This window comes from Morganella sp. EGD-HP17, assembly GCF_000512315.2.
GTDB classification, from domain to species: domain Bacteria; phylum Pseudomonadota; class Gammaproteobacteria; order Enterobacterales; family Enterobacteriaceae; genus Morganella; species Morganella morganii.
The window spans coordinates 219,616-232,772 of record NZ_AZRH01000004.1; the positions used below are offsets into that span (position 1 = coordinate 219,616).

Genomic DNA, 13,157 nt, shown 5'->3' on the forward strand with positions numbered 1-13,157 from the left:
AAAAAGAACAACCATAATATTAATTTAATAATTAAAGATCGCTTAAATTGTTTCATTTTCATGACAAAAAATAATTTTTAAAAATAAAAAAATCTATATTTCCCGGTCAATTGCTAATATATTAGCCAAAAAATAAAACAACCATTCTGTACTGTTTTTTTACAGTGCGGAGGGCTATTTGTTAATTATTTTATATCACCCGGGGTTATCATGAAAAACAACATACCTGTCACACAGCATGAATACTCGCTTAACGATAATGCAATATTAATGTCAACCACTGACACTCAGAGCCATATAACCTATGCAAACTCTGCATTTATTACCGCAAGCGGGTTTGAGGAAGGGCAATTAACCGGACAGCCTCATAATATTATCCGCCACCCGGACATGCCCCCGGCAGCCTTTGCCGATATGTGGTATACCCTGCAGCAGGGTGACAGCTGGACAGGTATTATCAAGAACCGCTGCCGTAACGGCGACCATTACTGGGTGCGGGCAAATGTCACCCCGGTCTGGCACGATAAAAAACTGACAGGCTATATTTCTGTCCGGACAGTACCAACCCGTGATGAAATAAAAAAAAGCGCCTCACTTTACAGCAGGTTAAAGAGTAATAAATTAAACGGATATCGTCTTTTTAAAGGTATTATTATCCGTAAAGGTAAACTGGCATTTTTATCATTACTGAAATGGCTGCCGGTCGGGCAGCGGATTAATTATTCCTTATTAACTGTAATGTTATTAACCCTGGCTCTGGTATTTTCACCGTTAAATCCGTTTATTCAGGCGGGCGGTGTGGCGGCTTTATTTATTCTGCTGTCGGTTTACCTTCAGTCACAAGTCTCTCAGCCGGTTAAATTACTGCTGTCACAGATGAAAAAAGTCGTTTCCGGACGGAAACCGGATCCGGTGCATATGGACAGGGTTGATGAGATCGGATTACTGATGCGCCTGGTGAATCAATCCGGGCTTAATCTGAACTCGCTGGTGGATGATGTCAGCACACAGGTTGCCGGGATCCGCGCTATCAACCAGCGGGTTTCACAGGAAACCACCGCGCTGCATACCCGCTCTGAAGAGGCATCCGCCCATCTGCAGCAAACCGCAGTCGCCATTGAGGAAATCAGCAGTGCGGTGCAGCAGACTGCCGAGAGTGTTTATCTGACGATGAATATCGCCGGTAATGCGAGTAACAGCGCAACACAAAGCAACGAAACTATGCAGAAAACCATCGATATGATGCATACCATTTCTGCGGATAATAATCAGATTGTTGATATCATCGGTGTGATTGACCGTATTGCTTTTCAGACTAACATTCTGGCGCTGAATGCGTCGGTGGAAGCCGCCCGTGCAGGGGATGCCGGACGGGGCTTTTCTGTTGTGGCCGCAGAGGTGCGCAACCTGGCGCTGCATTCCGCCTCTGCCGCCAAAGAGATAAAAACCCTGATTGAGAAAAACGCGGCCAATGTCCGCACCGGCGTGACAATGGCAGAGCAGACCGAAACCCAGCTCGGGGAAATGGTCACCGATGTGCTGAAAATGTCATCCATGATCAATGAAATCGGTCTTGCCACCAAAGAACAGACTCAGGCACTGGAACTTATCAATGAATCCGTCGCCCGTATCGGCACCATGACCGGCAACAATACTGAAATGGTCAATAATGTCACCGGTGCCACCTCTGAACTGACACGGCGCTCCTCGCGATTACAGCAGGCAATTCAGGTTTTCGGCAATCATGCCTGAGCTGATGCGGCAAACCGCGCAACCCGTTTACCGGTGTTTAATGCCGGTTTGCTGTGTGGCTGAGCAGCGGTGTGATTCGTCAGGCGGAAATCCCGTGTCCGTGACTGTAAATCCGCAACCTGAGCCTTAAGCGCATCAGAAGAACCGGCAAGCTCATCGGCGATCATCACACTGCCCTGAGTTGCCTGTTCCAGCTCGGAAAGGGCCGTTGCTATCTGCTCAATCCCCTGCTGCTGCTGTTGTGTGGAAACAGAGATCTGCGCCATCAGGCCGTTTACCCGCTCCGCACCCTCAACAATCTTATTCATATTCACTTCGGCGCGGTGAACAATATCCTCTCCCTGCTTAACATTATCGGTTGTCACCGCAATCAGGGATTTAATATTTTTCGCTGATTCTGAACTGCGGTGAGCCAGATTTCTGACCTCACCGGCCACAACAGTAAACCCTCTGCCGTGCTCACCGGCACGGGCGGCCTCTACAGCGGCATTCAGCGCCAGAATGTTGGTCTGGAAGGCAATGGAATCAATCAGGGTGATAATTTCAGTCATCTTATTGGTGCATTCATTAATAGAATGCATATTGGTGGCCACTTCCTCCATCAGCTTACCGCCATGTCCGGCAAACACCGTTGCTTCCTGTGCATGCTCACTGACCAGCACCGTATTCTCCGCATTATTTTTAGTCCCGGCGGCAATCTCCTCCATATTGGCCGCTGTTTCCACCAGCATGGCTGATTGCTGCTCCGTCTTGGCAGACAGCTCAAAACTGCGCATTGCCAGTTGCTCAGACAACACAGATGCGGAATCTGATGAGCTGCGAATTTCACTGACCAGCAGAGAAAGGCTTTCCGCCAGCTGATTCACCCCGGGGATCAGGCGTCCGGCACAGTTATTACCAAATACCGGGATCCGCACCGACAAGTTACCGGCGTTAACCTCATCAATACTGTTTTTCACGGCATTGATCGGCATAACCAGATACTTCGTAATGTAAAACCATGAGCAGGCGAACGTAAAAACACTAACAATATTAAGCATTACTAATTTAATTAGTGCGGACAGGGGCAAGAGAAAGATAATATTAATTGTAGTGAAATTACAGATGAGAAAGACGACAATGACGGTTCTTATACTGATATGTTTAAGCATAACTTACTCCAGTATTGGTATTTTGCGATATTTTTAGTGCCTGAATCTTAATTTATTTTTTCTTTTGGCTTTCTATATAATTGGTTATTAAAGAAATAAATTCAAATTCTATTACTGATAAGTAAGTGAACCTAATCACATTTAGTTTATAAATATGATTATTAGTCAAATAATGATGTTGTTTTTCTTAAGGATGAGAATGGCGGGATAGAAAAAGCCCGGCGTGTATCACGGTGATACGCGCCGGGCTTTACTAATTAATTATCTGAAACTAAATCAGGCTCAGCTTATTCAACCGTCACTGATTTCGCCAGGTTACGCGGCTGATCCACATCAGTACCTTTAATTAAGGCAACGTGATAAGAGAGCAGTTGTAACGGGATGGTGTAGAAGATTGGAGCAATAAGCTCTTCCACATACGGCAGCGGAATAATTTTCATATTTTCGCTGTCGCTGAAACCGGCGTCTTTATCTGCGAAGACATACAGCAGACCACCACGGGCACGGACTTCTTCAATGTTGGATTTCAGTTTTTCCAGCAGTTCGTTGTTTGGTGCCACGATAATGACCGGCATATCCGCGTCAATCAGTGCCAGCGGACCGTGTTTTAATTCACCGGCGGCATAGGCTTCTGCGTGGATATAGGAGATCTCTTTGAGTTTCAGCGCGCCTTCCACCGCGATCGGGAACTGATCCCCGCGGCCCAGGAACAGTGCGTGGCTCTTGTCTGAGAAATCTTCCGCCAGCTGCTCAATGACTTTATCCTGAGACAGCATACTCTCAATACGGCTCGGCAGCGCATGCAGTGCAGTCACAATACTGTGCTCCAGCGCTTCACCTTTGCCTTTCAGGCGGCCGAGGTAAGCCACCAGCATCAGCAGAACAGTCAGCTGAGTAGTGAATGCCTTGGTGGAGGCCACACCGATTTCAGTCCCGGCTTTGGTCATCACAGCAAAATCAGATTCACGCACCAGTGATGAACCGGCAACGTTACAGATAGCCAGAGAAGTCAGATAGCCCAGCTCTTTACCCAGACGCAGTGCCGCCAGGGTATCTGCGGTTTCACCGGATTGTGAAATGGTGATCAGCAGGCTGTTCTTACGGCAGGCCGGTTTGCGGTAACGGAATTCAGAGGCGATTTCCACATCACACGGTATACCTGCCAGAGCTTCAAACCAGTAGCGGGAGACCATCCCGGCGTTGAATGACGTACCGCAGGCAACAATCTGGATATGCTCAATACCGGACAGCACATCACGGGCTTTTTCACCCAGCTCGCTGAATTCGACCGTTTCATTGCGCAGACGCCCTTCCATCGTGTTTTTGATGGCCAGCGGCTGCTCATAGATCTCTTTCTGCATATAATGACGGTAAATACCTTTATCACCGGCATCATACTGAACGTTGGATTCAATCACATCGCGTTCTGCTTCATCACCATTGCGGTCAAAAATATGAACATGACGGCGGGTAATTTCGACGATATCCCCTTCTTCCAGGTAGATAAAGCGGCGGGTAACCGGCAGCAGCGCCAGCTGATCAGAGGCGAGGAAGTTTTCACCGACACCCAGGCCGACCACCAGCGGGCTGCCTGAACGGGCAGCAACCAGCAGTTCCGGTGTGCGGGAATCCATAATCACCGTACCGTATGCACCGCGCAGTTGCGGGATAGCGCGCTGTACGGCTTCACGCAGCGTACCGCCCTGTGAATGTTCCCAGTTCACCAGGTGTGCGATAACTTCAGTGTCAGTGTCGGAAGTGAACTGATAGCCGCGGCCTTTCAGTAATTCCCGTAATTCACTGTAGTTTTCAATAATACCGTTATGAACAACGGCGATATTTCCGGAAACATGCGGGTGTGCGTTGCGTTCCAGAGGCTCGCCATGCGTTGCCCAGCGTGTGTGCGCGATACCGGTGCCGCCGGAAACCGGCGTTTTTTCTGCTTCTTCCGCCAGCATTTTCACTTTACCGACTTCACGCAGGCGGGTCAGGTGCCCTTCGCTGTCCACAACCGCCATACCGGCAGAGTCATACCCGCGGTATTCCAGACGACGAAGCCCTTCTAACAGAATTTCAGCGATATCACGTTGTGCTACTGCACCAACAATTCCACACATAGTTGTAAATTCCTGATTTAACGATGTCCTGCCTGATTGTTTTTACGGCGTTGCCGTGTCCCCGGGCTGTGTAGATATGGGGTTATTATTGTATTTACTTTTTCATTTTTACCGGACGTTTCCAGCCGGAAATCTGGGTTTGTCTGACCCGGCTTATCACCAGTTCATTATCACCCACATCTTTTGTTACGGTTGTACCGGCACCGACGGTCGCGCCTTTCCCGATAGTGACCGGTGCCACCAGCTGAGTATCAGAGCCGACAAAAACATCATCGCCGATTACCGTTTTGAATTTGTTTGCACCATCATAGTTACAGGTGATGGTTCCGGCACCGATATTCACATCGTTACCGATTTCCGCATCCCCCAGGTAGCTGAGATGTCCGGCTTTGGAGCCGACGCCGAGTGTCGCTTTCTTCATTTCAACAAAGTTGCCGACATGGGCTTTGTCTGCCAGCACAGAGCCGGGACGCAGACGGGCAAACGGACCAACAGTACAGTCGCGGGCCATTTCAGATGATTCCACCACGGTATACGGGCTGAGCACCGAGCCATCACCGATAACGCAATCTTTCAGCACACAACCGGCGCCAATTACCACATTATTACCGAGAGTCACATTGCCTTCGATAATGACATTCACGTCAATGATGACATCTTTGCCGTGTGTCAGAGTGCCGCGCAGGTCAAAACGCGCCGGATCCAGAATCATCACACCTTCGAGCAACAGACGATCAGCCTGTTCACGCTGATAAATACGCTCCAGCGCCGCGAGCTGAAGGCGGTTATTCACCCCTTCCATTTCACTCAGTTTTTCCGGATGAGCCGTCTCAATACGACGTCCTTCCTGATGCGCAATGGCAATAATATCGGTGATATAAAATTCACCCTGCGCATTATTGTTGTTCAGTTTTGCTAACCAGCGTTTGAGATCACCACCATTGGCAACCAGAATACCGGTATTGATTTCTTTGATTTTCTGCTGCTCTTCAGAGGCATCTTTCTGTTCGATAATCCCGGTCACCAGTCCGTTTTCACGGATGATGCGGCCGTAACCCGCCGGGTTATCCAGGATCACCGTCAGCAGGCCAATGCCGCCTTCCGGTTTGACCGCCATCAGGCGTTCCAGGGTTTCAGCCGCGATCAGCGGAACATCGCCGTACAGCATCAGAATATCTTCGTCATCGGCAAAGTGAGGTGCAGCCTGCTGCATCGCATGCCCGGTTCCCAGTTGTTCTGCCTGTAAAACCCAGTTCAGATTCTGATCCGACAGCGTATTCTGTAATAAATCACCGCCGTGTCCGTAAACCAGATGCACATTCTGTGCGCCCAGTGAAAGGGCAGTATCAATCACATGCTGAACCATCGGTTTGCCTGCCAGGTGATGTAATACCTTAGGCAGCGCGGAGTACATCCGGGTACCTTTACCCGCAGCGAGAATTACCACACTTTTAGCATTCGTAGACATAAGAAATCTGATCGCTCCTCTTTTAGAGTGCCAAGTAAACCTTTTTACACAAAAAAATACCACATATTTCGCAACGCAAAAAAGCCAGTCAGCGGATACTGACTGGCTTTTATATTTTAACTGCCTCGGTTACATCATCTTCTTGGCTAACTCGTCAATTACACGTAATTTTGCAATTGCTTTTGCCAGTTCGGCTGATGCCTGAGCATAATCCACGTCACCATGTGCTTTCCGGATGTTTTCTTCCGCGCGGCGTTTTGATTCCATCGCCAGTGCAGCATCCAGATCGTTTGCACGGATAGCCGTGTCCGCAAGTACGATAACGCCGTTTGGCTGTACTTCGAGCATTCCGCCTGAAAGGTAGATAAGCTCTTCTTCGCCAAATTGCTTAACAATCCGTACCATGCCCGGTTTTATGGCAGTCAGCAGCGGGGTATGCATCGGGTAAATACCCAGCTCACCTTCACTGCCTGTCACCTGAATCTTCTGGACTAAGCCCTTAAACAGTTGTTTTTCGGCACTTACTACCGTCAGGTGAAACGTCATTGCAGACATATCAGCCTCCTGTCAACCGGATTAAATCTTCTTCGCTTTTTCCACAGCTTCTTCGATGGTACCAACCATGTAGAACGCCTGCTCCGGCAGATGATCGTAATCACCTTCCAGGATACCTTTAAAGCCACGGATAGTGTCTTTCAGGGAAACGAACTTACCCGGTGAACCGGTGAAGACTTCTGCCACGAAGAACGGCTGAGACAGGAAGCGCTGGATTTTACGGGCACGTGCAACAACCAGTTTATCTTCTTCTGACAGCTCATCCATCCCGAGGATTGCGATGATATCTTTCAGTTCCTGATAACGCTGGAGGATTGACTGTACGCCACGGGCAACATCGTAGTGCTCCTGACCAACAACGAGCGGGTCAAGCTGACGGCTGGTGGAATCCAGCGGGTCAACCGCAGGGTAGATACCCAGAGACGCAATCTGACGGCTCAGAACGACGGTCGCATCAAGGTGGGCGAACGTGGTTGCAGGAGACGGGTCAGTTAAGTCATCCGCAGGGACGTAAACGGCCTGTACAGACGTGATAGAGCCTGTTTTGGTCGATGTGATACGTTCCTGAAGCACACCCATTTCTTCCGCCAGTGTCGGCTGGTAACCTACCGCTGAAGGCATACGGCCTAACAGCGCGGATACTTCAGTACCGGCCAGGGTATAACGGTAGATGTTATCAACGAACAGCAGTACATCGCGGCCTTCATCACGGAATTTTTCCGCCATGGTCAGACCGGTCAGAGCAACGCGCAGACGGTTTCCCGGTGGCTCGTTCATCTGGCCGTACACGAGTGATACTTTGTCCAGAACGTTGGAGTCTGTCATTTCATGATAGAAGTCGTTACCTTCACGGGTACGCTCACCGACCCCTGCGAATACAGAGTAACCGGAGTGCTCGATCGCGATGTTACGGATCAGTTCCATCATGTTTACGGTTTTACCCACACCCGCACCACCGAACAGACCGACTTTACCACCCTTCGCGAACGGGCAGATCAGGTCCATTACTTTGATACCTGTTTCCAGCAGTTCCTGGGAGTTAGACAGTTCTTCGTATGTTGGTGCAGCACGGTGAATAGACCATTTTTCTTCTGCGCCGATGTCACCTTTCATATCGATCGGATCACCCAGAACGTTCATGATACGTCCTAAGGTTTTCACGCCGACAGGGACTTCGATCGGGTGGCCTAAATCGGTTACTTCCAGATTACGGCTCAGACCATCAGATGTACCCATAGCGATACAACGGACAACCCCGCCGCCTAACTGCTGCTGAACTTCCAGCACCAGTTTTTCTTTACCATTTGTTACCTCAAGCGCATCGTACACTTTCGGTACTGCATCCTGAGGAAATTCGACGTCCACAACGGCGCCGATAACCTGGATGATTTTTCCAGTAGCCATCTTGAATCCTCTACGTAATTCGTAAAACCCGGGTGTTAAACCGCGGCAGCACCGGACACAATCTCGGTGAGTTCTTGTGTAATGCTTGCCTGACGCGCTTTGTTGTAAACTAAATTCAGCTCTTTGATCATGTTACCGCCGTTATCAGTTGCAGCTTTCATTGCAACCATACGGGCGGCCTGCTCACTGGCCAGGTTTTCCACAACGCCCTGGTATACCAGCGCTTCGATGTAGCGCCGTAAAAGGGAATCCAGTAACGCTTTAGGATCAGGTTCGTATAAATAATCCCAGGTTTTCTTCTTCAGGTTTTCGTCATCGCTTGGCGGTAACGGCAGAACCTGAACAATGGTCGGAACCTGAGACATGGTATTCACAAACCGGTTAGTTACAATGTACAGCTTGTCAAGACGACCTTCGTCGTAGGCCTGAAGCATGACTTTTACCGAACCGATAAGGTCAGCCAGCGACGGGTCATCCCCCATGCCGGTTACCTGAGCAACCACATTCCCGCCCACAGAGGAGAAGAATGATGTTGCTTTGGACCCGATCAGAGCCAGATCAGTCTGAACACCTTTGTCAGACCAGTCTTTCATTTCGACAATCAGCTTCTTGAACAGGTTAATGTTCAAACCACCACACAAACCACGGTCGGTAGAAACAACCAGGTACCCGACACGCTTAACCTCGCGTTCTTCGAGGTATGGATGTTTATATTCCAGATTACCTAATGCAATGTGACCAATCACACTGCGGATGGTCTCTGCATAAGGACGGCTGGCCGCCATGCGGTCCTGCGTTTTACGCATTTTGGACGCCGCGACCATTTCCATCGCTTTAGTGATCTTCTGCGTATTTTGTACGCTGGCGATCTTAGAACGTATCTCTTTTGCGCCGGCCATTTGCTCTCCTCATGAACCAGACGGCCTGTACTGTTCACACAGGCCGTTTAGTATTACCAGGACTGAGTCGCCTTGAAGGTATCGAGCACGTTTTTCAACTTCGCTTCGATATCATCGTTATAGCTACCCGTCTGGTCGATTTCTTTCAGAAGATCAGCATGTTCACGAGTGGCGTAGCCAATCAGAGCAGCTTCAAACGGCACGACTTTCGAAATTTCGATATCTTCCAGGTAACCACGCTCAGCTGCATACAGTGACAGAGACTGTTGTGCCACTGACATTGGTGCATACTGTTTCTGTTTCAGCAACTCGGTAACTTTCTGACCGTGGTCAAGCTGTTTACGGGTTGCATCATCAAGGTCAGATGCGAACTGTGAGAACGCCGCCAGTTCACGATACTGTGCCAGAGCGGTACGGATACCACCGGACAGTTTTTTCATGATCTTGGTCTGTGCTGCACCACCCACACGGGATACGGAGATCCCCGGGTTAACCGCAGGACGGATACCGGCGTTGAACAGCGCGGATTCCAGGAAGATCTGACCATCAGTGATGGAGATAACGTTAGTCGGAACGAACGCTGATACGTCCCCTGCCTGAGTTTCGATGATTGGCAGCGCGGTCAGAGAACCGGTTTTGCCTTTCACTTCACCCTTGGTAAACGCTTCCACATATTCCGCGTTAACACGCGCAGCACGTTCCAGCAGACGGGAATGCAGATAGAAAACGTCACCGGGATATGCTTCACGTCCAGGCGGACGACGGAGCAGCAGGGAGATCTGACGGTAAGCAACCGCTTGTTTTGACAGGTCATCATAAATGATTAACGCGTCTTCACCGCGGTCACGGAAGTATTCACCCATTGCACAACCGGAATACGGAGCCAGGTATTGCAGTGCCGCAGATTCAGACGCACTCGCGACCACAACGATTGTGTTGGCCAGCGCATTGTGCTCTTCTAATTTACGGACAACGTTAGCAATAGTGGACGCTTTCTGACCAATTGCGACGTAAATACATTTGATGCCGGAATCACGCTGGTTGATGATTGCATCGATTGCCAGTGCGGTTTTACCGGTCTGACGGTCACCGATAATCAGCTCACGCTGACCACGGCCGATTGGAATCATCGCATCGACAGACTTATAACCGGTCTGTACAGGCTGATCAACGGACTGACGGTCGATAACACCCGGTGCGATAACTTCGACAGGTGAGAAACCATCGTGCTCAACCTGGCCTTTACCATCGATAGGCTCACCCAGGGTGTTGACCACACGGCCTAACAGGCCACGGCCAACCGGCACTTCCAGAATACGACCGGTACATTTGACTTTCATGCCTTCTGCCAGGTCGGCATAAGGACCCATCACAACCGCACCAACAGAGTCGCGCTCCAGGTTCAGTGCGATAGCATAACGGTTGCCCGGCAGAGAGATCATCTCACCCTGCATAACTTCGGCTAAACCGTGGATACGAATGATACCGTCGTTGACGGAGACAATCGTACCTTCGTTGTGAGCTTCACTCACGACATTGAACTGAGCAATGCGCTGCTTGATCAGTTCGCTGATTTCGGTGGAATTCAGTTGCATATGCTCCAGTCCCCTTAAGACTGCAAGACGTCGGTTAAACGCTCGAGTCGATTGCGAATGCTGTTGTCGATGACAAGGTCACCGGCGCGCAATACAAACCCCGCGATAACTGACTTATCAATTTTGCAATTCAGCTTAACTTTGCGTGACAGACGTTTTTCCATCGCTGCAGAAATTTTCGCCAGCTGCTGTTCATTGAGTTCGCCGGCTGAAGTGACTTCAACCTCAACAGTTGACTCCAGCGCAGCCCGCAGTGTTGCGAACTGACGGCTAACTTCCGGCAGGGTCACTAAGCGACCATTCTCAGCCATGATACGAACCAGGTTCTGAACATGCTCGTCAATCTGCTCACCGCAAACAGTGATAAACGCCTGAGCCAGGGTTTCCGGAGCAAAAGAACCGGAAATCAGATCGTCGATCTGCTCATTGCGTGTCACTTCAGCGGCAAATGCCAGCATATCCTGCCATTTTTCAACGGCCCGGTTTTCCACAGCAAAGTCAAAAGCTGCTTTGGCGTAGGGGCGAGCTACAGTAACGATTTCTGACATGCCCCACCCTCCTTACAGTTCAGCGACAAGTTTATCAACGATGTCGCTGTTAGCAGCTTCATCCACGGAACGTTCAATAATTTTCTCGGCACCCGCGACAGCTAAAATGGCGACCTGTTTACGTAACTCTTCACGAGCACGTTTGCGTTCGGCGTCAATTTCCGCCTGCGCCTGTGCTATGATTTTGCTACGCTCAACTTCCGCTTCTGCTTTTGCCTCATCGATGATCTGAGCGCGTTGTTTATTCGCTTGATCGATCAGGGCAGATGCTTCCGCTTTCGCTTTTTTCATTTGGTCGGTCGCATTGGCTTGCGCTAAGTCCAGGTCCTTTTTAGCACGTTCTGCGGAAGATAAACCGTCAGCAATTTCTTTCTGACGTTTTTCAATGGCCGCCATGATCGGTGGCCATACATACTTCATACAGAACAAAACAAACAGGACAAACGCGATGGCCTGGCCGAGGATTGTTGCGTTAAGATTCACAGCACAATACCTCTTTATCTAATTGAGTTGATGTAAATATCCGGGAGTGGCCGTATCACTACGCAACCGCAAACATTACATACAAGCCCAGACCCACAGCAATCATCGGGATGGCGTCAACCAGACCCATTACGATGAAGAACTGAGTACGCAGCAGAGGGATTAAATCCGGCTGGCGTGCAGCGCCTTCTAAAAATTTCCCACCGAGGATGCCGATACCGATCGCAGCACCGATAGCCGCCAGGCCCATCATTACAGCGGCAGCCATGTACAGCAGATCCATATTCAGGTTTTCCATGACAGTCTCCAGTTTGTTTCAGTTAAATCACAGTTATTGGTAATAAAATTAATGCTCTTCAGACGCCATCGACAGATAGACGATCGTCAGAACCATGAAAATAAAGGCTTGTAACGTAATAATCAGTATGTGGAAAATCGCCCACGGAAGGCTCAGTAACCATTGTGACCACCACGGTAGCAGACCTGCAATAAGAATGAAGATCAGCTCACCTGCATACATGTTCCCAAACAGTCGCAGACCGAGGGAAACAGGTTTTGACAGCAGGCTTACCCCTTCCAGAATCAGGTTGACAGGAATGAATAACGGATGATTAAAAGGCTGTAATGTCAGCTCTTTTGCAAATCCTTTCACGCCTTTCATCTTGAAGCTGTAAAAGAGGATAAGAACGAATACACCAATCGCCATCGACAGTGTGATACTTACGTCTGCGGTCGGAACGATACGCAGCGCAGGTAAACCGAGGATGTGTTCACCGATATACGGAATGAAGTCGATTGGTAATAAGTCCAGTGCGTTCATCAGCAGCACCCACACGAACACAGTTAATGCGAGAGGTGCAATAACCTTGCTCTTGCCGTGATACATATCACGGACGTTGCTGTCAACGAAGCCGATAAGCATTTCTACCGCAGTCTGAAATTTCCCGGGAACGCCACTTGTCGCTTTCTTTGCCACCCTTCTGAAAAGCCATAAAAAGAAAATACCTAATACGACTGAGAAGAAAAGGGAGTCAATGTTCAGCGTCCAAAAAGATGGAGTCGCGTTCGCATGGGGATTGACCAACTCGAAAGTATTCAGGTCCAGCTGAAGGTTATTCAGGTGGCCACCGATATACTCTTTTGTGGTTAAACTTTCTCCTGATGCAGACATGATGCCTCTTACCC

The 13,157-nt window shown here is 49.4% G+C and carries 12 protein-coding genes; 1 reads left to right on the plus strand and 11 read right to left on the minus strand.

Going from position 1 to position 13,157, the window contains the following annotated elements; translation table 11 throughout:
- The first annotated feature begins 210 nt into the window (after positions 1–210).
- Entirely contained in the window at positions 211–1,752 is a 1,542-nt protein-coding gene (locus X965_RS06665; RefSeq protein WP_036417488.1) for a PAS domain-containing methyl-accepting chemotaxis protein, read from the plus strand.
- On the opposite strand, the gene X965_RS06670 is transcribed toward X965_RS06665, so the two are convergent.
- The 11 genes from X965_RS06670 to atpB all read right to left on the minus strand — a co-directional run bounded on the left by X965_RS06670 (position 1,743) and on the right by atpB (position 13,143).
- A complete protein-coding gene (locus X965_RS06670; RefSeq protein WP_015422362.1) occupies positions 1,743–2,903 on the minus strand; it encodes a methyl-accepting chemotaxis protein in 1,161 nt (386 codons plus the stop codon). The genes X965_RS06665 and X965_RS06670 overlap by 10 nt on opposite strands.
- 287 nt (positions 2,904–3,190) lie before the next feature.
- Positions 3,191–5,020 (minus strand): glutamine--fructose-6-phosphate transaminase (isomerizing), encoded by a 1,830-nt coding sequence (gene glmS, locus X965_RS06675; RefSeq protein ID WP_004236729.1) that lies wholly within the window; start codon positions 5,018–5,020, stop codon positions 3,191–3,193.
- 94 nt (positions 5,021–5,114) lie between these two features.
- The gene (gene glmU / locus X965_RS06680) at positions 5,115–6,488 is read right to left on the minus strand and encodes a bifunctional UDP-N-acetylglucosamine diphosphorylase/glucosamine-1-phosphate N-acetyltransferase GlmU (protein WP_004236730.1); all 1,374 of its coding nucleotides are present in this window, start codon (positions 6,486–6,488) and stop codon (positions 5,115–5,117) included.
- Positions 6,489–6,617: 129 nt separating this feature from the next.
- Complete coding sequence (locus X965_RS06685; RefSeq protein ID WP_004236731.1) at positions 6,618–7,043, minus strand: F0F1 ATP synthase subunit epsilon; 426 nt, start codon at positions 7,041–7,043, stop codon at positions 6,618–6,620.
- A 21-nt stretch (positions 7,044–7,064) separates the two neighbouring features.
- Positions 7,065–8,447: a F0F1 ATP synthase subunit beta gene (gene atpD, locus X965_RS06690; protein WP_004236732.1), complete on the minus strand. Its 1,383-nt coding sequence runs from the start codon at positions 8,445–8,447 to the stop codon at positions 7,065–7,067.
- A gap of 35 nt (positions 8,448–8,482) precedes the next feature.
- A complete protein-coding gene (atpG, locus tag X965_RS06695) occupies positions 8,483–9,346 on the minus strand; it encodes a F0F1 ATP synthase subunit gamma (protein ID WP_004240209.1) in 864 nt (287 codons plus the stop codon).
- A 53-nt stretch (positions 9,347–9,399) separates the two neighbouring features.
- Positions 9,400–10,941, minus strand: coding sequence for a F0F1 ATP synthase subunit alpha (gene atpA, locus X965_RS06700; RefSeq protein ID WP_004236735.1), 1,542 nt, complete (start codon positions 10,939–10,941; stop codon positions 9,400–9,402).
- Positions 10,942–10,955: 14 nt separating this feature from the next.
- Complete coding sequence (gene atpH, locus X965_RS06705) at positions 10,956–11,489, minus strand: F0F1 ATP synthase subunit delta (RefSeq protein ID WP_004236736.1); 534 nt, start codon at positions 11,487–11,489, stop codon at positions 10,956–10,958.
- Between the two features lie 12 nt (positions 11,490–11,501).
- Complete coding sequence (gene atpF / locus X965_RS06710; RefSeq protein ID WP_004240211.1) at positions 11,502–11,972, minus strand: F0F1 ATP synthase subunit B; 471 nt, start codon at positions 11,970–11,972, stop codon at positions 11,502–11,504.
- A 58-nt stretch (positions 11,973–12,030) separates the two neighbouring features.
- Positions 12,031–12,270: a F0F1 ATP synthase subunit C gene (gene atpE / locus X965_RS06715; protein WP_000429386.1), complete on the minus strand. Its 240-nt coding sequence runs from the start codon at positions 12,268–12,270 to the stop codon at positions 12,031–12,033.
- Positions 12,271–12,318: 48 nt separating this feature from the next.
- Complete coding sequence (gene atpB / locus X965_RS06720) at positions 12,319–13,143, minus strand: F0F1 ATP synthase subunit A (protein WP_004236738.1); 825 nt, start codon at positions 13,141–13,143, stop codon at positions 12,319–12,321.
- Positions 13,144–13,157 lie beyond the last annotated feature (14 nt).